The 20,585-nt window shown below is 70.7% G+C and carries 18 protein-coding genes, 1 pseudogene and 1 riboswitch; of the genes and pseudogenes, 15 read left to right on the top strand and 4 right to left on the bottom strand.

Annotation, left to right across the window (positions count from 1 at the left end):
- Nucleotides 1-40 precede the first annotated feature (40 nt).
- A complete protein-coding gene (locus HFL01S_RS07370; protein WP_066256785.1) occupies nt 41-532 on the bottom strand; it encodes a hypothetical protein in 492 nt (163 codons plus the stop codon).
- Between the two features lie 140 nt (nt 533-672).
- On the opposite strand from HFL01S_RS07370, the gene HFL01S_RS07365 reads away from it, so the two are divergent.
- The 4 genes from HFL01S_RS07365 to HFL01S_RS07350 all read left to right on the top strand — a co-directional run bounded on the left by HFL01S_RS07365 (nt 673) and on the right by HFL01S_RS07350 (nt 3,925).
- On the top strand, nt 673-1,839 hold the full coding sequence (locus tag HFL01S_RS07365; RefSeq protein ID WP_066256783.1) for an ATP-binding protein: 1,167 nt from the start codon (nt 673-675) through the stop codon (nt 1,837-1,839).
- Between the two features lie 81 nt (nt 1,840-1,920).
- Nucleotides 1,921-2,379 carry a MarR family winged helix-turn-helix transcriptional regulator gene (locus HFL01S_RS07360; RefSeq protein ID WP_066256780.1) on the top strand — a complete coding sequence of 153 codons (459 nt, stop codon included), beginning with the start codon at nt 1,921-1,923 and terminating at the stop codon, nt 2,377-2,379.
- Nucleotides 2,376-3,305, top strand: a complete 930-nt coding sequence (locus HFL01S_RS07355; protein ID WP_066256778.1) for an alpha/beta hydrolase family protein — start codon at nt 2,376-2,378, stop codon at nt 3,303-3,305. Before HFL01S_RS07360 ends, HFL01S_RS07355 begins: the two co-directional genes overlap by 4 nt.
- A complete protein-coding gene (locus HFL01S_RS07350) occupies nt 3,302-3,925 on the top strand; it encodes a DNA-3-methyladenine glycosylase I (RefSeq protein WP_066256776.1) in 624 nt (207 codons plus the stop codon). Before HFL01S_RS07355 ends, HFL01S_RS07350 begins: the two co-directional genes overlap by 4 nt.
- A 45-nt stretch (nt 3,926-3,970) precedes the next feature.
- Here the strand turns inward: HFL01S_RS07350 and HFL01S_RS07345 are convergent, their stop codons facing one another.
- Entirely contained in the window at nt 3,971-4,585 is a 615-nt protein-coding gene (locus tag HFL01S_RS07345) for a DMP19 family protein (protein ID WP_084383143.1), read from the bottom strand.
- 27 nt (nt 4,586-4,612) lie between these two features.
- Nucleotides 4,613-5,248, bottom strand: a complete 636-nt coding sequence (locus HFL01S_RS07340; RefSeq protein WP_066256771.1) for a LysE family translocator — start codon at nt 5,246-5,248, stop codon at nt 4,613-4,615.
- Nucleotides 5,249-5,367: 119 nt separating this feature from the next.
- Here HFL01S_RS07340 and HFL01S_RS07335 point away from each other — a divergent pair, with 119 nt between their 5' ends.
- The 11 genes from HFL01S_RS07335 (at nt 5,368) to HFL01S_RS07285 (ending at nt 18,698) form a co-directional block, all read left to right on the top strand.
- Entirely contained in the window at nt 5,368-7,998 is a 2,631-nt protein-coding gene (locus HFL01S_RS07335) for a cation-translocating P-type ATPase (protein ID WP_066256769.1), read from the top strand.
- A gap of 47 nt (nt 7,999-8,045) precedes the next feature.
- Nucleotides 8,046-8,161: riboswitch (TPP riboswitch) on the top strand.
- A 101-nt stretch (nt 8,162-8,262) separates the two neighbouring features.
- Nucleotides 8,263-10,167, top strand: a complete 1,905-nt coding sequence (gene thiC / locus HFL01S_RS07330; protein ID WP_066256764.1) for a phosphomethylpyrimidine synthase ThiC — start codon at nt 8,263-8,265, stop codon at nt 10,165-10,167.
- A gap of 3 nt (nt 10,168-10,170) precedes the next feature.
- Nucleotides 10,171-11,313 carry an FAD-dependent oxidoreductase gene (locus HFL01S_RS07325; protein ID WP_066256761.1) on the top strand — a complete coding sequence of 381 codons (1,143 nt, stop codon included), beginning with the start codon at nt 10,171-10,173 and terminating at the stop codon, nt 11,311-11,313.
- On the top strand, nt 11,286-11,504 hold the full coding sequence (thiS, locus tag HFL01S_RS07320) for a sulfur carrier protein ThiS (RefSeq protein WP_084383142.1): 219 nt from the start codon (nt 11,286-11,288) through the stop codon (nt 11,502-11,504). The genes HFL01S_RS07325 and thiS overlap by 28 nt, the downstream gene beginning before the upstream one ends.
- A 30-nt stretch (nt 11,505-11,534) precedes the next feature.
- On the top strand, nt 11,535-11,927 hold the full coding sequence (panD, locus tag HFL01S_RS07315) for an aspartate 1-decarboxylase (protein WP_066256755.1): 393 nt from the start codon (nt 11,535-11,537) through the stop codon (nt 11,925-11,927).
- On the top strand, nt 11,924-13,222 hold the full coding sequence (locus tag HFL01S_RS07310) for an adenosylmethionine--8-amino-7-oxononanoate transaminase (RefSeq protein WP_169802318.1): 1,299 nt from the start codon (nt 11,924-11,926) through the stop codon (nt 13,220-13,222). Before panD ends, HFL01S_RS07310 begins: the two co-directional genes overlap by 4 nt.
- Complete coding sequence (gene bioD, locus HFL01S_RS07305; RefSeq protein WP_066256753.1) at nt 13,219-13,878, top strand: dethiobiotin synthase; 660 nt, start codon at nt 13,219-13,221, stop codon at nt 13,876-13,878. Before HFL01S_RS07310 ends, bioD begins: the two co-directional genes overlap by 4 nt.
- A complete protein-coding gene (gene bioF, locus HFL01S_RS07300; RefSeq protein ID WP_066256750.1) occupies nt 13,875-15,140 on the top strand; it encodes an 8-amino-7-oxononanoate synthase in 1,266 nt (421 codons plus the stop codon). Before bioD ends, bioF begins: the two co-directional genes overlap by 4 nt.
- 2 nt (nt 15,141-15,142) lie before the next feature.
- A complete protein-coding gene (locus tag HFL01S_RS07295; protein WP_066256747.1) occupies nt 15,143-15,922 on the top strand; it encodes a thiazole synthase in 780 nt (259 codons plus the stop codon).
- Nucleotides 15,919-17,508 (top strand): bifunctional hydroxymethylpyrimidine kinase/phosphomethylpyrimidine kinase, encoded by a 1,590-nt coding sequence (locus HFL01S_RS07290; protein ID WP_066256742.1) that lies wholly within the window; start codon nt 15,919-15,921, stop codon nt 17,506-17,508. Before HFL01S_RS07295 ends, HFL01S_RS07290 begins: the two co-directional genes overlap by 4 nt.
- A gap of 107 nt (nt 17,509-17,615) precedes the next feature.
- The gene (locus tag HFL01S_RS07285; protein WP_066256739.1) at nt 17,616-18,698 is read left to right on the top strand and encodes a TRAP transporter substrate-binding protein; all 1,083 of its coding nucleotides are present in this window, start codon (nt 17,616-17,618) and stop codon (nt 18,696-18,698) included.
- A gap of 22 nt (nt 18,699-18,720) precedes the next feature.
- Here HFL01S_RS07285 and HFL01S_RS07280 read toward each other — a convergent pair.
- A pseudogene (locus HFL01S_RS07280) lies at nt 18,721-20,503 on the bottom strand (monovalent cation:proton antiporter-2 (CPA2) family protein).
- Nucleotides 20,504-20,585: the final 82 nt, after the last annotated feature.

Here is a 20,585-nt window from a genome sequence, read left to right as displayed (position 1 = left end):
GCGATGCATTGTGGCCGACGCCCGCCACCGGCGGCCCGCGTCAGCGCGGAAAGTTGCCCTCGCTGCGCAGCGTGAGCCCGGCAATCTGCATGCCGCCGAGGCCGCGCCGCAGCACGTAGGTGGCCTCGCCCTGTTCCGTCATGCTCAGGCCGTTGACCAGGGTGAAGGTGGTGGTCTGCTGCACCTTGGCGGTGGCCGACATCCACGGGAAGCCCGACCGCTCGAAGCTGAGCACCTCGGTCTGCGTGCTGAGCTGCGGCTTGAGCACGCGCACAAACGCATTGGAGCTCTTGATGTAGCTGCACACATGGTCCCGCCCACCATCGAGCTGCCACTCGCCCTTCGCATGCACGGCGCGCACGCTCACCTCCGTGTCGAAGGTGAAGTCCTTGCAGACCCCTTCCTTCTGCTCCAGCACCGCCAGCTCATGCTGCTCGATCCAGCGCTGCGCGCGCTGCTCGGACAGGGTCCACCACGCATGGCCGTAGAACAGGCCGAGCAAGCCCGCCAGCCACAACAGCTTCTTCATCATCACTCCCCCCTTGTTTGGCTCATTTGAAAGCCGCCCACCGCGGGCGGCGTGGCATTGTCACCGGACGCACACCCCCGGCCGGGCCCTTCATCCTGTTTTATCTGCTTCAGATAATTATCCGAATCCACTAATATCCGGCAATGAGCACCGACAGCCTCTTCCACCGCGACCTCTACGCCGGCCAGATGGCCGAGCAGCTGCTCAACCCCGGCCCGCTGGACGAGAGCACGCGCTCGGGCGTGTTCCTCTCGGGCATCCGCCGGGTGGGCAAGACCACCTTCCTGCGCCAGGACCTGATTCCCGCGCTGGAGTCCCGCGGCGCCCTTGTGATTTACGTGGACCTCTGGGCCGACCCCGCCAAGAGCCCGTCGGCCCTGGTGAACGAGGCGGTGCGCCAGACCCTGCTGCAGCTGCAGACGCCAGGCTCGGCCATGCTCAAGCGGCTGCGGGGCCTGCGCCTGGGCGCGGCCGGGCTCAGCCTGGACATCGAGCTGGATCGCATCGGCGAGCCCGGCGGCAGCACACTGGCCCAGGCCTTCGAGGCCCTGGTCGCGAAGACCAAGACCAACGTGGTGCTGATCATCGACGAGGTGCAGCAGACCCTGGGCACCGACGAGGGCCAGGCCCTGCTGCACGCGCTCAAGGCCGCGCGCGACGCCGTCAACGCCAGACCCGGCACGCCCGGTCGCTTCCTGTTCATCGGCACCGGCTCGCACAAGTCGCTGCTGGCCGAGATGACGAGCCGGCGTGCGCAGCCCTTCGCGGGCGCGCTCTCGGCGTCCTACCAGGTGCTCGGCAAGGACTTCGTGCAATGGCAGCTGGATCGCCTCATGTCGGCGCCCGGCCTCACCCTGCCCAGCCTGGACGCCGCCTGGGAAGGCTTCCAGACCCTGGGCCACCGGCCGGAGGAACTGCTCAAGGCCCTGCGCCAGCTGCAGCAGGTGGGCGGCACCGACCCCGACACCGCCTGGCACATCATCTGCGCCACCCTGGCCGGCGCCGCGGCCGACGCCGACCTCAAGGCCTTCGACGACCTGGGCGAACTCGGCAAGGCGGTGTTCGAGCGCATCGCCGCAGGTGGCGAACAGGGCATCTCGGGCCTGTTTGGTGCCGAGTCGCTGACCTTCTACAGCGAGCGCATCGGCAGCGCGGTGGACGCCTCGCAGGTGCAGAAGGTCGTCGACAAGATGGTCGGCGCCCAGCTCATCATCCGGCCCAGCCACGGCGTCTACACCATCGCCGATCCCTTCGTGCGCAAGGTCTGGCAGGAAAAGCAGGCGCTGCTGGCGCCGCCCCCGAAGCACTGAACAAGTCCCCGGCGGCAGCGTGGTCTGGCGCTGGTTTCGGCTTGGCGATATATTTCGCATGCGAAATAAATAAGCCACCACATGCCACCCGCCCGACCACCCCGCCTCATCTTCCTGCTCAACGCCGCACAGCGCCGCCTGCAACAGCTCGTGGCCGCCGAGCAGCTGAGGCTGGCCCATGAACACGACAACGCCCCGTCGCCCGCGCAAGGCGGTCTGCTCTTTGTGCTGCAGGACAGCGATGGCCGCACCATGGGCGAGATCGCACAGGCGCTGGACCTCGCGCCCTCGGCCGCCACCGGCCTGGTGCAGCGCACCGAGGCGCTGGGCTGGGTGCAGCGCGCCGCCTGCCCGCAGGACGCGCGCACCCAGCGCGTGTGGCTGCTGCCCGCCGGACGCGACCAGCTGCCGCTGCTGCGCTCGGCCATCCAGCGCATCAACCGCCGGCTGACCGCCGGCTTCAGCCCCGACGAGCTGGCCACCGTGGCCCGCTGGCTGCAACACGTGCAGCAGACCGCCCAGGAGACCGACGCCCCATGAACACGCCACACCCGACCACCGACGACACCGTGCACATCACCTGCGCCGACGGCCAGCGCCTGCACGGCCACTTCATCGCCCGCAGCGGCGGCCCGGACGGCGGCCTGCCGGTGCTCATCTCGCCAGCCACCGGCGTGCGCCAGCACTTCTACCTGCGCTTCGCGCGCTGGCTGGCCACGCAGGGCCACGACGTGCTGGTGTTCGACTACCGGGGCATCGGCCTCTCGCTGCACGGGCGCCTGAAAGACTGCCGCGCCACCCTGGCCGACTGGGGCCAGCAGGACCAGGTCGCGGCGCTGGACTGGCTGCTGGCGCGCACCGGCGCTGCGCAGGCCGTCATCGTCGGCCACAGCGCGGGCGGGCAGATGATCGGCCTGCTGCCCAACCACCACCGCGTCGCGCGGCTGGTCGGCATCTCGGCCTCCACCGGCTGGTTCAAGGCCATGCGGCCCGGCTTCCGGCTGAAGGCCAACTTCGGCATGCGGCTGGTGCTGCCGCTGGGCACCCGCCTCACCGGCTACGGCACCACCGCCATGCTGGGCCTGGGCGAGAACCTGCCGGCCGGCGTGGCGCTGCAGTGGTCGCGCTGGTGCGCGCGCGGCGGCTACGCCACCAACGCCGTGCGCCACCGGCCCGAGCAGGACTTCCACGCCCAGGTGCGCACGCCCGTGACCGTGCTGCACGCCGAGGACGACGACATCGCCAACGCCGCCACCGTGGCCGACCTGCTGCGCACCCTGCCCGCCGCGCCGCGCCAGGCCCACTGCCTGCGGCCGCGCGACCACGGCTTGCGCCACATCGGCCACCTGGACTGGTTCCGGCAGTCGCACCAGAGCGTGTGGCCGCTGATGGCGCAGGCGGTGCGCGGTGAGACACTGGCGGTCGCTGGCGTCCCGTCGGGCGCCGTCGCCAGAGCCCACCCATGACCATCCCCCCGCAGACCGACGCCACGGACGACCTGCCGCGCTGCCGCTGGTGCAACGGCGCCCCCGAGTTCCCGGCTTACCACGACGCCGAATGGGGCTTCCCCGTAGCCGACGACCGGCGACTGTTCGAGAAGGTCTGCCTCGAAGCCTTCCAGTCGGGCCTGTCGTGGCGCACCATCCTCAGCAAGCGCGAACACTTCCGCCGCGCCTTCCTCGGCTTCGACTTCGACCGGGTCGCCGCCTTCGGTCCGGCGGATGTCGAACGCCTCCTGCAGGACGAAGGCATCGTGCGCCACCGCGGCAAGATCGAAGCCGTCATTCGCAATGCGGCCGGCGCGCAGGCGCTGGTGAAAGAGTTCGGTTCGCTCGGCGCCTACTTCTGGCGCTTCGAGCCCGACCCGGCCACACTCGCGGCACCACAGACCGCGTCCACCCACGCGGCCTCGGTCGCCATGGCCAAAGACCTCAAGAAGCGCGGCTGGGTCTTCGTCGGCCCCACCACCGCCTACGCTTTCATGCAGGCCATGGGCCTGGTCAACGACCATGAGCTGGGCTGCCATGCAAGGGCCAAGGTGGCCGCGGCGCGCAAGACGTTCAAGCCACCGACATTGAAACCATGACCGAGTGATCGGCTGGGCGGCGTCGAGACGCAGAGGGCGCGCCGCTCAGGAAAAATCGTAGAGCCGGTGTTGGCGGGCGAGTGCCTCGAGCGTTTCGCACACATGGTCAGCCTGCGCCCAGAAGCGCTGGTCCAGCACTTCGAGTTGCCGAGAGACCTCCTGCGCCTGTTCGCTTTCGTCGTCTGCCGTCGCCATGGCGGCATACCGTGCCTGGCGATCGGTCGGCACATCGGCATCACCAAACAGCAAGGCCTTGGCCTGCATCATCAGCTTGAGAGAAGCCGAGTCACCCACCTCGGTCAGGGCGTCCACCGTTTCCTGGAAGTAGTCTCCACTGGAGTTCGAGAAGAACTGATCGAAGCCGCCGTTGTGCACCTCGCCCGACAGCACGTTGATCAACCAGTACTGCCGGTCGCCCAGCCCCAGCGTGTCGAACCCCCGACCAGGGTCGTACACCTGACGGACCAGAGCCAGCCAGTACTGGCGTTCCGGCGAGGCTTCATAAGCCCGCTCCGCCTCAAGCTGCCGTTGACGTTCCGCCTGCCGCTCCTGAATCGACCGGGTGTTGCCCCGAACGCATGGCATGCAGAGCCCGTTGTGAGCAGCGGCGGTGTCGGGATGAATGGAGTCGCCACAACGGACACATGACAGCCTGTTCATTCTTTCTCCTCTGCTCGGATCAACCACTCAGCGCGACAGCGCCATCCGCAGGCCCAGGCCCACGAACACCACGCCGCTCACGCGGTCCAGCCACAGGCCGGCGCGCGGGCGGCGCTGCAGCCACTGGCCAATGCCGCCGGCGAACCAGCCCAGCGCACCGAACAGCACCGCCGCCTGCAGCGTGAACACCACGCCCAGCACGGCCATCTGCAGCGGCACGTCGCCATTGGCCGGCACCACGAACTGCGGCAGGAAGGACAGGAAGAACAGCACCACCTTGGGGTTGATGGCGTTGGCCAGCATGCCCTTGAAGAACTGCCGCGCCGCAGAGTCGGAGGCGGCGGGCGCGCCGTTCGAGGCCGGCAGACCCAGCCCGCCCCGGCTGCGCAGGGCGTTGATGCCCAGCCACACCAGGTAGGCCCCGCCCAGCCAGCGCAGCGCGGTGAAGGCCACCGGCGACGCCGCCAGCACCGCCGACACACCGAGCGCGGCCAGCACCGTGTGGCTCAGGCAGCCGGTGGCGCAGCCCAGGCCGAAGGCCATGCCCAGACGCCGCCCTTTGGAGGCGCCGACGCCCAGCACCATCAGGTTGTCCGGCCCCGGCGTGGCGGTCAGCAGCACGGCGGTGAGCAGGAAGGGGAGGACTTGGGCAAGCGTGGGCATGGCGTTCGGCGCGGTCGGGCAAGGCCATCGATTGTCGTGGCAGTCGCGGTGGTGACGGCCCTGGCAGGCAGGTGCTGCCGGTGGATGGGCGCCCCCGACCCGTTGCGCTACGCTCGGGCATGGCCCCACAGAGCACCCCACCCGCCGATCCGGACACGCTGGCCGGTGCGGCCCAGGGCCTCTCGTCGGCCACAGCCGCCCGGCGTCTGGCCGAGGACGGCCCGAATGCCCTGCCCGGCGGTCAGCGCCGCAGCCTGCTGTCCATCGTACGGGACACGGCGAAGGAGCCCATGTTCCTGCTGCTGCTCGCGGCAGGCACGCTGTACCTGAGCTTTGGCGACCTGCAGGAAGGGCTGACCCTGTTCGGCTTCGTGCTGGTCACCCTGGGCCTGACGCTGTACCAGGAGGGCAAGACCGAGCGCGCCATCGAGGCCCTGCGCGACCTGACCAGCCCGCGCGCGCTGGTGGTGCGCGACGGCGTGGTGCAGCGCATCGCCGGGAGCGAGGTGGTGCGCGGCGACCTGCTGCAGCTGAGCGAGGGTGACCGCGTGCCGGCCGATGCCTTGCTGCTCTCGGCCGACGGCGTGCAGGCCGACGAATCGCTGCTGACCGGCGAGCCGGTGCCGGTGGCCAAACGGGCCGCCCTGCCGCATGAGCGCTCCACACCGGAGAACGACCGAAGTACCCACCGCCCCGGCGGCGACGACCTGCCCACGGTCTACGCCGGCACGCTGATCGTGCGCGGGCAGGCGCTGGCCCAGGTCACAGCCACGGGTGCGCGCAGCGAGATCGGGCGCATCGGCCTGGCGCTGGGCACGCTGGACAACGAACGATCCCCGCTGCAGCGCCAGACCACGGCGCTGGTGCGCAAGCTGGCTGTGCTGGCGCTGCTGCTGAGCCTGACCCTGGTGCTGGTGCATGGCCTGCTGCGCGGCGACTGGCTGCAGGCTGCGCTGGCCGGCATTGCGCTGGCCATGGCGATGCTGCCCGAGGAATACCCGGTGGTGATGACCGTGTTCCCCGCGCTGGGGGCGCGCCGCCTGTCGCGGGAAGGCGTGCTCACGCGGCGCATCAACGCCATCGAAACCCTGGGCGCCACCACGGTGCTGTGCAGCGACAAGACCGGCACGCTGACCGCCAACCGCATGACGGTCACCCACCTGGCCGCGGGCGGCGCCGCGCTGCCGGACCGCCTGGCGCTGGACGCGCTGGACGCACGGCCTGGTGCGCCCCTGCCCGAGGCCTTCCACACGCTGGTGGAGTACTCGATCCTGGCGAGCGTGGTGGAGCCCTTCGATCCGATGGAGAAGGCCTTCCACCAGCTGGGCGCGCGCTTCCTCACCGACACCGAGCACCTGCACCACGACTGGCGGCTGGTGCAGACCTATGCGCTGAGCCCGGCGCTGCGCGCCATGTCGCACGTCTGGGCGGCGTCGGACGGTGGTGCGCAGACGGTGGCCGCCAAGGGCGCGCCCGAAGCGGTGATGGACCTGTGCCACCTCGACGCGGCGCAGCGAGCGCACATCGCGGCGGTGGTGGACGGCCTGGCCGCGCAGGGCCTGCGCGTGCTGGCGGTGGCCAGCGGCCGGTTCGAGGGCGATGACTGGCCCGCGAACGAACACGACTTCGACCTCGGCTTCATCGGCCTGCTGGGTCTGGCCGACCCGGTGCGCCCGCAGGTGCCGGCGGCCATCGCCGAGTGCCGTGCGGCGGGCATCCGCGTGGTCATGATCACCGGCGACTACCCCACCACCGCGCTGACCATCGCGCAGCAGGCAGGCCTGGCCGCGTCGCTCACCGCGGCCGACGTGCTCTCGGGCGACGAGATGGCCACGCTCGACGACGCCGCGCTGCGCGAGCGCATGGCGCACGTGAGCGTGTGCGCGCGCATCGCGCCCGAACAGAAGCTGCGCATCGTGCAGGCGCTCAAGGCGCGCGGCGACATCGTGGCCATGACCGGCGACGGTGTGAACGACGCGCCCGCCCTGCGCGCCGCGCACGTGGGCGTGGCCATGGGCCTGCGCGGCACCGACGTGGCGCGCGAGGCGGCGTCGCTGGTGCTGGTGGACGACGACTTCGCGGCCATCGTGCGCGCGGTGCGGCTGGGGCGGTGCATCTTCGACAACCTGCGCAAGGCCATGTCCTACATCCTGGCGGTGCACGTGCCGATCGCCGGCATGGCGCTGCTGCCCGTGCTGTTCGGCTGGCCGGCGCTGCTGTTCCCCATGCACATCGCGCTGCTTGAACTCATCATCGACCCGGCCTGCTCGGTCGCGTTTGAAAACGAACCGGCCGAGAGCGACCTGATGCAGCGCCCGCCGCGCGATGCCGGCGCGCCGCTGTTCGGCGGCGTGACCCTGTGGCTGGCGTTGCTGCAGGGCCTGGGCGTGCTGGCGGCGGTGCTGGGGTCCTTCGCCTGGGCGGCACCGCGCCTGCCCGAGGAAGAGGCCCGCGCCTTCGCCTTCGCCACCCTGGTGGTCGGCAACCTGGCGCTGATCCTGTCCAACCGCTCGGCCACCGAGCCGTTCTGGGTCACGCTGCGCACGCCCAACCGCGCCCTCTGGGTGGTGGTGGGGCTGGCCCTGGCGCTGCTGCTGGCCGCCCTGTATGTGCCCTGGGCCGTGGAGGTGCTGCGCTTTGCGCCGCTGCCCTGGCACGAACTCGCCGCGGCCGGTGGGCTCGGCCTGCTGAGCGTGTTCTGGTTCGAGGCCATCAAGCGGGTCCGGCGCGGGCGCCGGACTCAACGCTGACCCGCGCAGGGGCATTTGGAGCCCCGCGAGGAAGCACGCTACACTGCGCGCCTGCTCCGGGGTGCACGGGCCTGCCAAGGCCCGGCGCTGAGATGGTGTGACACACCGAACCCGTGAACTTGATCCGGCTAGTACCGGCGAAAGAAGAGCGTTGCCTTGAAGGACCCGTGGACGGGATGCATCCGTCCACGCCCATGGTCCCTCCAGGCGGTCCTCCGGAGCTGTTCGTTTTCGCAACAGCTTTTTCAATCAGGAGACCGCCCGATGAACGCCCCCGACAAGCTCCAGCAGCTGCTCACGCTCACACGCGAGCCCTTCCCCCAGTCGAAGAAGGTCTACGTGCCCGGCGCCGCGCCCGGCGTGCAGGTGCCCATGCGCGAGATCGCACTGACCAACGGCGAGACCGTCACGGTCTACGACACCTCCGGCCCCTACACCGACCCGGCCGCCGACATCAACATCCGCCGCGGCCTGGCGCCGGTGCGCAGCGAATGGGTGGCCGCGCGCGGCGACACGGAAAGCTACGAAGGCCGCGCCCGTGTGGCGCTGGACGACGGCGGCAAGCACGGTGAAACCGCCGACGCCCGCATCGAGGCCCTGCGCGCCGAGGCCGCCGGCCTGCAGCGCCGGCCGCTGCGCGCCAAGGCGGGCCAGAACGTCTCGCAGATGCACTACGCACGAAAAGGCATCGTCACGCCCGAGATGGAGTACATCGCCATCCGCGAAAACGGCAAGCGCGAGTGGATGAAGGAATACCTCGGCGACGCCGAGCGGGAGGCTCGCCTGAAGGGCAACGGCATGGGGGCGCGCATTCCCGACGTGATCACGCCCGAGTTCGTGCGCGACGAGGTGGCGCGCGGGCGCGCAGTCATCCCGGCCAACATTAACCACCCCGAGGTGGAGCCGATGATCATCGGCCGCAACTTCCTGGTGAAGATCAACGCCAACATCGGCAACTCGGCGGTCACCTCGTCCATCGAGGAAGAGGTGGAAAAACTCGTGTGGTCGATCCGCTGGGGCGGCGACACGGTGATGGACCTGTCCACCGGCAAGAACATCCACACCACGCGCGACTGGATCGTGCGCAACTCGCCGGTGCCCATCGGCACGGTGCCGATCTACCAGGCGCTGGAGAAGGTGGGCGGCGTGGCCGAAGACCTCACCTGGGAAATCTTCCGCGACACGCTGATCGAGCAGGCCGAACAGGGCATCGACTACTTCACCATCCACGCCGGCGTGCGCCTGCCCTTCATCCACCTCACGACGAAGCGCCGCACCGGCATCGTCTCGCGCGGCGGCTCCATCCTGGCCAAGTGGTGCATCACGCACCACAAGGAAAACTTCCTGTACACGCACTTCGACGAGATCTGCGAAATCATGAAGGCGTATGACGTGACCTTCTCGCTGGGCGACGGCCTGCGCCCCGGCTCGGGCGCGGACGCCAACGACGAGGCGCAGTTCGCCGAACTCAAGACCCTGGGCGAGCTGACGCAGATCGCCTGGAAGCACGACGTGCAGACCATGATCGAAGGCCCCGGCCACGTGCCCATGCACATGATCCAGGCCAACATGAACGAGCAGCTCAAGCACTGCCACGAAGCGCCGTTCTACACGCTCGGCCCGCTGACCATCGACATCGCGCCGGGCTACGACCACATCGCCTCGGCCATCGGCGCGGCCATGATCGGCTGGATGGGCACGGCCATGCTGTGCTACGTGACGCCCAAGGAGCACCTGGGTCTGCCGGACCGCGACGACGTGAAGCAGGGGATCATTGCCTACAAGATCGCGGCCCACGCCGCGGACGTGGCCAAGGGCCACCCGGGCCAGCGCGCGCGCGATGACGCGATGAGCAAGGCCCGCTTCGAGTTCCGCTGGCGCGACCAGTTCGCGCTCGGCCTGGACCCGCAGACCGCCGAGGCCTACCACGACGAGACCCTGCCCAAGGACTCGTCCAAGGAGGCGCATTTCTGCTCCATGTGCGGACCCAAGTTCTGCAGCATGAAGATCACGCAGGACGTGCGCGACTACGCGGCCGCCAAAGGCCTGAGCGAGGAACAGGCCCTGGAGAACATGACGCATGAGGGCATGGCGCGCAAGAGCGAAGAGTTCAAGGCCGTGGGTGGCGAGTTCTACGTGCCCGTCGAAACGTTGAAGCACAAGGGCTGAGCCATGGCCCGCATCGGTATCGCGGGCGCCGGCCTGCTGGGCCGGCTGCTCGCCTGGCAGCTGTCGCCCGATCACGAGGTGACGGTGTTCGACCCGGCCGACGGACCAGAAGCCCGCAGCGACGGCCAGGGGCCGGCAGCCTTCACCGCGGCCGGCATGCTCAGCCCGGTGGCCGAGCTGGACAACAGCGGCCCGGCCATCGCCGCGCTGGGCTGGCGCTCCATGGCGCTGTGGCGCGAGATCACCGATGCCCTGGCGCAAGCGGGCACTGCACACACCGGCGCCCTGCCCGCCGCCTGCGGCAGCTGCACCGGCTGCGCGACCAGCCCCGGTACCGGCGAGGAACCGGCGCTGCAGCTGCGCACCCTGGGCAGCCTGCTGGTGGCGCACGGCAGCGACCTGGGCGCGGCCCAGCGGGTGCTGGCGCGGCTGGCGCAGGCGCCCGACCTGGCCGGCCACGCGCAGACCCCGCAGCGGCTGGACCGCGACGCCCTGACGGCGCTGGAGCCCGCCATCGACCCGCGCCTGCACGCCTGGCTGCTGCCGGGCGAGGGCCAGATCCTGCCGCTGCAGGTGCTGCCCGCGCTGTGCGCCGCCGCGCGCGGCGTGCACTGGCGCTGGCGGCACACCGTGGCGTCGGTGGGCGCGGGCCGCATCGCGCTGGACGACGGCCGCACAGAGCACTTCGACCTTGCCATCGACGTGCGCGGCACGGGCGCCCGGCCCGATCTGCCGGTGCGCGGCGTGCGCGGCGAGGTGGTCTGGCTGCACGCGCCCGGTGTGCCGCTGCACCGGCCGGTGCGCCTGCTGCACCCGCGCCACCGCGTCTACATCGTGCCGCGGCCAGGCGACCACATCGTCATCGGCGCCAGCGAGATCGAGAGCGAGGACCGCTCGCCCGTGAGCCTGCGCAGCGCGGTGGAACTGATGGCCGCCGCCCAGAGCGTCATGCCCGAGCTGGCCGAGGCGCGCATCGTGCACCTGGAGACCAACCTGCGCCCCGCCCTGCCCGACAACGAACCGCGCATCGACCACCGGGACGGCCTGCTGCGCATCAACGGCCTGTACCGCCACGGCTGGCTGCTCGCGCCGGCGCTGATCGAAGAGGCCCTGCGGCAATGCTTCTCCCCCGTCACAACATGCTGAACTTCAACGGCACCGACCTGCCCTGCCCCGAGGGCCTGACGCTGGCCCAGCTGCTGGACGAACGGAGCATGGACCCCGATACCATCGCGACCGCCGTGAACGGCGCCTTCGTCCCGCGCGATCAACGCGCCACCACCGTCCTGCACCCCGGCGACACCGTGCTGACCTTCCAGGCCATCGTCGGCGGCTGACCCCATTCACCGAACCCGGAGACTCCCCCCATGTTCCGCACCCTGCTCAAGTCCAAGATCCACCGCGTCGCGGTGACCCAGTGCGAGCTGCACTACGAAGGCTCCTGCGCCATCGACGAAGACCTGCTGAACGCCTCGAACATCGCCGAGAACGAACAGATCCACATCTGGAACATCAACAACGGCGAGCGCTTCATCACCTATGCCATCAAGGGCGAACGTGGCTCCGGAATGATCTCGGTCAACGGTTCGGCCGCGCGCCGCGCCTCGGCGGGTGATCTGCTCATCATCGCGGCGTTCGCGCAGGTGCACGAGGACCAGGTGGCCACGCACAAGCCCAAGCTGGTGTTCGTCGACGAGCACAACCGGGCCAACGGCTCGCGCGACCACGTGCCGGTGCAAGCACAGGAACAGACGAAGTGAACACCGCCGACCTGGCGCAGCGCAGCCTGCGCAGCGTGTGGCACCCCTGCACGCAGATGAAGCGCCACGAGGCCCTGCCGCCGGTGGCCATCGCGCGCGCCGAAGGACCGTGGTTGGTTGGCACCGACGGCCGCTGCTACCTGGATGCGGTCAGCTCCTGGTGGGTCAACCTGTTTGGCCACAGCCACCCGGCCATGCGCGCCGCGCTGGCCGACCAGATGGCCACGCTGGACCACGTGATGCTCGCGGGCTTCACCCACGCGCCGGTGGTGGAACTCTCGGAGCGGCTCTCAGCGCTGACCGGCCTGGGCCACGCCTTCTACGCCAGCGACGGCGCCTCGGCCACCGAGATCGCGCTCAAGATGAGCGCGCACTTCTGGCGCAACAGCGGGCGCCCGGCCAAGAGCCGCTTCGTCGGTCTGGCTGGCGGCTACCACGGCGAAACCGTGGGCGCGCTGGCCGTGACCGACATCGCTTTGTTCCGCGAGGCCTATGCGCCGCTGGTGCGGCTGGCCGCCACCGTGCCCAGCCCCGACCGGCGCGGCATCGGGGCCGATGCCGCCGCAGATGCATTGGCCGACTGGCTGGCGCAGCACCACGAGACCACGGCCGCACTGATCGTGGAGCCGCTGGTGCAGTGCGCCGCCGGCATGGCCATGCACGACGCGGCCTACCTGCGCCAGGCGCGTGCGCTGTGCGACCGCCACGGCGTGCACCTGGTGGTGGACGAGATCGCCACTGGCTTCGGCCGCACCGGCACCCTGTTCGCGCACGAGCAGGCGGGCATCCGGCCCGACTTCCTGTGCCTGTCCAAGGGCCTGACCGGCGGCACGCTGCCACTGTCGGCAGTGCTGACCACCGACGCGGTGTACGCCGCCTTCTACGACGACGACGTGGCGCGCGGCTTCCTGCACTCGCACTCCTACACAGGCAACCCGCTGGCCTGCCGCGCCGCGCTGACCACGCTGGACCTGTTCAAGCAGGAAGACGCGCTGGCCCGCAACCGCAGCACCGCAGAGGCGTTGGACGCGCTGCTGGCGCCGCTGACGGCCCACCCGCGGGTGCAGCACGCGCGGCGCCAGGGAATGATCTGGGCCTGGGACATCGAGACGCCACTGCCCGACTTCGCGCGCCGCTACCAGGGCCATGCTCTGGCGCGCGGCCTGGTGCTGCGGCCCATCGGCAAGACGCTGTACTTCATGCCGCCTTATGTGCTGGACGACGAGGCGATGCAGCACCTGGCCCACGGCGCGCTCGCCGCGCTGGAGGCCTCCCTCAGCGAGGAACCCCGATGACCGCGTACTTCGTGACCGGCACCGACACCGGCGTCGGCAAGACCTTCGTGAGCTGCGCGCTGCTGCACGCGCTGGCGCGGCGCCACCCGCGCGTGGTGGGCATGAAGCCGGTGGCCGCGGGCCTGGTGCAGACGCCGGACGGCTGGGACAGCGAGGACGCCATCGCCCTGCGCGCCGCGTCCACCGTGCGGGTGCCGCCCGCGCTGGACAACCCGGTGCGCCTGCCCGACCCGCTCTCGCCCCACCTCGCCGCCGAACGCGCCGGCACCCGCATCGACATCCCCCACCTGGTGGCCTGCCAGCGCGAACTCGCGCAGCACGCCGACGCCATGGTGGTGGAAAGCGCGGGTGGCTTCCTGGTGCCGCTCTCGCCCACACACACCGGCGCCGATCTGGCCCAGGCCCTGGGCCTGCCGGTGCTGCTGGTGGTGGGCCTGCGCCTGGGCTGCCTGAACCACGCGCTGCTGAGCGCCGAGGCCATCAGCGCGCGCGGCCTCACGCTGGCCGGCTGGGTCGCCAACCGCATCGCCCCCGGCATGGCCGCGACCGACGACAACATCGCCTTCCTGCGCCAACACCTGGGCGCGCCCCTGCTGGCCGACATCGCCCACAGCGCCGCACCCGACTTCCGCACGGTGTCCATCGAACTGCCATGACACACACACCATCCACCAGCTCCTGGCTCGACGAGATCCCACAACGCCTCGCCGCGCTGGACGACGCCCACCTGCGCCGCCGCCGCCGCGCGGTCGAACCCGCGGGCGACACCCCCGGCGGCGCCGTGCTGCGCGTGGACGGGCGCGAGATGCTGGCCTTCTGCAGCAACGACTACCTGGCGCTGGCCGGCCACCCGGACCTGATTGAGGCGGCCTGCGCGGGCGCGCGCCGCTTCGGTGCGGGGGCCGGCGCCTCGCCCCTGGTCAGCGGCCACAGCACCGCCAACGAGGCGCTGGAGCACGAACTGGCGGCCTTCGTGGGCCTGCCGCGTGCGCTCTACTTCTACGCCGGCTACGCCACCAACATCGGCATCGTGCCGGCGCTGGTGGGCGACGGGGACGCCATCTTCTCCGACGCGCTCAACCACGCCTGCCTGATCGACGGCGCAAGGCTCTCGCGGGCGCGCATCCACCGCTTCGCCCACGCCGACCTGGCGGACCTCGCGACCCAGCTCGCCGCCAGCACAGCCCGGCGCAAGCTGGTCATCAGCGACGCAGTGTTCAGCATGGACGGCGATGTGGCCGACATCCCTGCGCTGCTCGCGCTGTGCGAACAACACGACGCGTTGCTGCTGCTGGACGACGCGCACGGCTTCGGCATCTGCGGCCCGCAGGGGCGCGGCAGCCTGGCTGCCGTGGATCTGACCGGCGACAGCGCCTCGCGCCGCGTGCTCTACATGGCCACGCTGGGCAAGGCCGCGGGCGTGGCCGGTGCCTTCGTGGCCGGGCCGGACGACCTGGTGGAGTGGCTGCTGCAGAAGACGCGCAGCTACATCTTCGCCACCGCCGCGCCCGCCCTGCTGGCCTGCGCGCTGCGCAGCAGCCTGCGGCTCATCGAACAGGGCGACGGGCGCCGGGCGCAGCTGCAGCGCCTGATCGCGCAACTGCGCCAGGGCCTGCAACCGGTGCTGGCGCGCAGCGGCTGGCAGCTCGGCCACTCGGACACGCCCATCCAGCCGCTGCTGATCGGCGGCAACGCCGAGGCGCTGGCCGTGATGGAAGGCCTGCGCGAACAAGGCATCTGGGTGCCGGCCATCCGACCACCCACCGTGCCCGTGGGCACGGCGCGGCTGCGCATCGCGCTCTCGGCCGCCCACACGGAAGACCACATCCACCGGCTGGTCCAGGCGCTGGACCGGCTCGCCCCCGCATTGGCATCCAAGCCCGCACCCATGCCCACAGCGTCCTTGCAAGGAGCCTGAACATGAGCACCCTCACCGTCTACGGCACCAAGCTGTCCAGCCGCTTCCTGCTGGGCAGCGCGGGCTACCCCTCGCCCCAGGTGCTGCGCGAGGCCATCGCGGCCTCCGGCGCGCAGGTCGTCACCGTCGGCCTGCGGCGCACCCTGGCCGCGGCCGGCGACAACGGCTTCGTGCAGGGCATCGTGGACAGCGGCGTGCACCTGCTGCCCAACACCGCCGGCTGCCGCACCGCGCGCGAGGCCATCACCCTGGCCCACATGGCGCGCGAGCTCTACGGCACGCGCTGGATCAAGCTCGAAGTGGTGGGCGACGAGCACACCCTGCAGCCCGACCCCTGGGGCACGGTGGAGGCGGCGGCGCAACTCATCAAGGACGGCTTCGCGGTCTTCCCCTACTGCACCGACGACCTGGTCACCTGCCAGCGCCTCCTCCATGCGGGCTGCGAGCTGCTGATGCCCTGGGGCGCGCCCATCGGCTCCGGCCAGGGCCTGATCAACCCGTTCGCGCTGCGCACCCTGCGCGCGCGCCTGCCCGGCGTGCCGCTGGTGGTGGACGCCGGCATCGGCGCACCCAGCCACGCGGCGCAGGCCATGGAGCTGGGCTTTGACGCCGTGCTGCTGAACTCCGCCGTGAGCCAGGCGGTGGACCCGGTGCGCATGGCGCGCGCCTTCGGCCTGGCCATCGAGGCGGGCCGCACCGCCTACGAGGCCGGCGTGATGGCGCCGCAGGACATGGCCGTGGCCTCAACCCCCGTCGGCGGACACCCGTTCCTGATCGCATGAACACGCACCCCATCCTCTGGAGCATCGCCGGCACCGACAGCGGCGGCGGCGCCGGCCTCGCGGCCGACCAGCGCGTGGCCGACGCCTTCGGCGTGCACCTGTGCCCGGTGGTCGCCGCCGTCACAGCACAGAGCACCACCGCGGTGACCCGCATCGACGCGGTGCCGCCCGATCTGCTGGACGCCCAGCTGGCCGCACTGGCCGACGACATGCCGCCCGCTGTCATCAAGACCGGCCTGCTGGGCAGCGCCGCCAACGCGCGGGTGCTGGCGCGCAGGGTCGACCGGCTGCGCACGCGCGCGCCGCTGGCCTTCGTGATCGACCCGGTGCTGCGGGCGAGCACCGGCGCCGGCTTCGTGGACGAGGCGCTGATGCAGGCCTACCGCGACGAGCTGCTGCCCCGGGCCACCGCGATCACGCCCAACCAGCACGAGGCGGTGCTGCTGCTCGGCCCGGACGGAGACAACGGCGTGCCCGCCATGGCCTCTGCGCTGCGTTCGCAAGGTGTGCAGGCGGTTGTGATCACGGGCGGCGACGCCGCCACACCCGGGCTCGCACACGACTGGATCGACACGCCGCACGCCCGTGGCTGGCTGACGCTGCCGCGCGTGGACACGCCCCACCACCACGGCACCGGCTGCAGCTTCGCCACTTCGCTGGCCGCCGCACTGGCACTCGGTTTCGTGGCGGCCGACGCCGCCGTGCTGGCCAAGATGGCGACCACCCACGCGCTGCGCCACGCGCGCGCCGTGGGGCGCGGCGCAGGGCCGGTGGTGGCCCGCGAAGGCTTCTGCACCGACCCTTGCCTGCTGCCCCGCCTGTCGCTTGGCACGCAGGCACCGACCGCCTGGCCCTCGAAAGCGCGCAGCCGCGACCCCGGTGTCTACGCCATCGTCGACAGCGCCGAGCGCGTGGAGTCGGTGCTGAGCGCCACGCCCACGGTGGACACGATCCAGTTGCGCATGAAACGCCCGGCGGGCCTGGACGACGGCACCTGGGTCGCGCAGCTGCACGCCGCCATCGTCCGCAGCCAGCGCGCGGCGGACGCGGCCGGCATCACGCTGGTGGTCAACGACCACTGGCAGACCGCGCTGCAGGCCGGCGCCCGCGCCCTGCACCTGGGGCAGGAAGACCTGCTGGCCCTGACGGCCAGCGACCGCGCCGCGCTGCAGGCGGCACGCGAGGCCGGTGTGCAACTGGGCCTGAGCTCGCACAGCCTCTGGGAGCTGTGCCGCGCCGCCGCGCTGCAGCCCGACCTGATCGCCTGCGGCCCGGTCTGGCCCACCACCACCAAGGACATGCCCTGGCGGCCCCAGGGCCTGGACAACCTGGCCTGGTGGGCCCACATGGCGCCTGCGCCGGTGGTGGGCATCGGTGGCGTCTTGGAGCCGGCACAGCTGCAGGCGGTGGCCGCCGCGGGCGCGGCCGGCGGCTGCGTGGTGCGGGGCCTCGGCGAGGACCCGTCGCAGACCCTGCCGGCCTGGCGCAGCGCCTGGGCCGAGGGACGTGCCGCCACACAACGACACCCGGTGCCGGCCCTGCCGCATCCCTCGCTGCCCCGACCCATGTCTGCGTCCGGTAGGTGATAAGGGTTAACCCTCGTCTCTGGTAAGGTTCACCGGTTTGCCAACCGCCGGGCGACCGGGGCGCCCGACGCCCCGGGGCACCGGCATTTTTCATCCCGGAGAAAACCATGGATCGTCGTTCCCTGATCAAAAACGCCGGCATCGCAGGTGTGCTCGCCGCTGGCGCAGCCCCCGCCGTGCACGCCCAGGCCGCCGTGCGCTGGCGCCTCGCGTCGAGCTTCCCCAAATCGCTGCCGACCATCTACGGTTCGGCCGAGAAGTTCTCGGAAACCGTCAAGGCCCTGTCGGGTGGCAAGTTCGAGGTGTCGGTGCACGCCGCGGGCGAGCTGGTGCCGCCGTTCGGCGTGGTCGATGCGCTGCAGAACAGCACCATCGAGATGGCCCAGACCGCCTCGTACTACTTCACCGGCAAGAACCCCATCTTCGCCTTCGGCTGCGCGGTGCCCTTCGGCCTGACCGCCCGCCACATGGACGCCTGGATGGAACACGGCAACGGCCGCAAGCTGATGGACGAGTTCTACGCCCAGTACAACATCGCCTCCATGAGCGCGGGCAACACCGGCACCCAGATGGGCGGCTGGTACCGCAAGGAGATCAAGTCGGCGGCCGACCTCAAGGGCCTGAAGATGCGCATGGGCGGCGGCCTGTTCGGCGAGGCCATGACCAAGCTGGGCGTGGTGGCGCAGAACATGCCCGCGGGCGAGGTCTACCAGGCGCTGGAGAAGGGCACGCTGGACGCCACCGAGTTCGTCGGTCCGTTCGATGATGAAAAGCTCGGCTTCCACAAGGTCGCCAAGCACTACTACTACCCCGGCTGGTGGGAAGGCGGCGCCGAGCTGGAGTTCTTCATCAACAAGAAGGCGTTCGATGCGCTGTCGGCCGAGAACAAGGCCATCGTGCGCGCAGCCGGTGCCGTGGCCGCGCGCGACATGACCGCCAAGTACGACGCCCAGAACCCGGCCGCCCTGCGCCGCCTGGTGGCCGCCGGCACCAAGCTGCGCGCCTTCGACAAGTCCATCATGGACGCAGGCTACAAGGCGTCGATGGAGGTGTTCGCCGAGCACGAGGCCAAGGCGCCCGAGTTCAAGAAGATCCACCAGGACATGCGCGCCTTCCAGCGCGACCAGGTGCTGTGGAGCAAGTTCTCCGAGTGGCGCTACGACAGCTACATCGCAGGCCTGAAGCTCTGAACCAAGGCTGACGGCTCAGCCGTCAGCCTGTGACGCCGCCATGGGCGGCGTCCTTGTTCGCCATGTTGCCCAGCACCAGGGCCCGGCCGGCGAACAGGCCGCCGGCCAGCTCCAGGTCGAAGCGGCTGGCGTCGCGGCGGCGCACCTCGGCCATGACCTCGTCGGCCTCTTCCGCACTCGCACCGGTGGCGATCACCGCCTCTCGGCCCAGCAGCAGGGCCGACTCGAACGTCTCGCGCACGAAGAAGTCGGCACCCGCCCTGGACAGCTCGACCGCATGCTCGCGGTCGAAGGCGCGCACCAGCACACGCGCCTGCGGGCAGGCGTGCTTGGCGATCTCGGCAATGTGGGTGGCGGCGGCGCGGTCGTCGATGCACACCAGAACCGCGCTGGCGGCGTGCGCGCCGGCCGCATGCAGCACGTCCGGGCGGCTGCCGTCACCGTAGTAGACCTTGAATCCATAGGACTCCGCGTCGCGGATCACCTGGGTGTCGTTGTCGATGATGGTCAGCGAGGCACCGCGCGCCAGCACGCCCTGGCTGGCGATCTGGCCGACACGGCCGAAACCGACGATGAGCACGGTGGCGGTGCGCTCGCCCACCGCTTCCACGCCGTCCATCGACACCTCGGCCTGGCGCGCGAAGCGCTTGTGAATCAGCACGGTCAGCGGCGTGAGCGCCATGGACAGCACCACGATGGCGGTCATGTTGGCGTTGACCACGGGATCGATCACCCGCGAGGCCAGCGCCGCCGCGAACAGCACGAAGGCGAATTCGCCGCCCTGGGCCATCAGCACGGCACGGTCCAGTGCGTCGATGTGCGAGCTTCTGGCCAGACGCGCCACGCCGTAGATGCACAGCGCCTTGACCACCATCAGCGCCAGCACGCCCGAGACGATGAGCGGCCAGTTGCTCGCCACCGCCGCCAGATCGAGCGACATGCCCACGCCCAGGAAGAACAGCCCCAACAGCAGGCCGCGGAAGGGTTCGATGTCGGCTTCCAGCTGGTGCCGGAAGGTGGACTCCGACAGCAGCACACCGGCCAGGAAAGCGCCCATGGCCATGGACAGCCCCCCCCAGCTGCATGAGCAGCGCCGCGCCCAGCACCACCAGCAGCGCGGCGGCGGTCATGACCTCGCGCGCCTTGGCGTTGGCAAGCACACGGAACATCGGGTTGAGCAGCCACAGGCCGGCCGCCACCAGCGCGCCGATGGCGGCCAGGGCCATGCCCACCGCCGTCCAGCGCGCACCTGACGAGGCCACCACCTCACCGGCAACAGGGGGTGCCATGAAGGCCACCAGCGCCAGCAGCGGCACGATCAGCAGGTCTTCGAACAGCAGGATGGCCACGATCTTCTGACCGCGCGGTGCCGCCAGATCACCGCGTTCACCCAGCAGCTGCATCACGATGGCGGTGGAGGTCAGCACGAAGCCCATGGCGCTGACGAAGGACACCGGCCACGAGAAGCCGAACGCCACCCCCACCAGCGTGAGCAGCGCGCCGCACACCACCACCTGCAGGCTGCCCAGGCCGAAGATCGCTCGGCGCAGGTTCCACAGGTGCGAGGGCCGCATCTCCAGTCCGATCACGAACAGGAACATCACCACACCGAGCTCGGCGGTGTGCAGGATGCTCTGCGGATCGTTGAACAGGCCGGCGCCGAACGGACCGATGGCCAGGCCCGCGGCCAGGTAACCCAGCACCGAGCCCAGGCCCAGGCGCTTGAACAGGGGCACGGCCACCACCGCCGCGCCCAGCAGGCTCACCACCTGGATCAGGCTGCCCGAACTGGCTTCAGCCGCCATGGGTCCAGCCCGCCAGAGTTGCCACAACCACCACCATCGCCATGTGCATGGCACGCCTCCTCGTCAGATTGGAACGGAACAG

Source organism: Hydrogenophaga flava NBRC 102514 (assembly GCF_001571145.1).
In the GTDB taxonomy this organism is placed as follows: domain Bacteria; phylum Pseudomonadota; class Gammaproteobacteria; order Burkholderiales; family Burkholderiaceae_C; genus Hydrogenophaga; species Hydrogenophaga flava.
The sequence above is the reverse complement of the archived record's forward strand: the minus strand, read 5'-3'. Positions and strand labels throughout refer to the sequence as shown.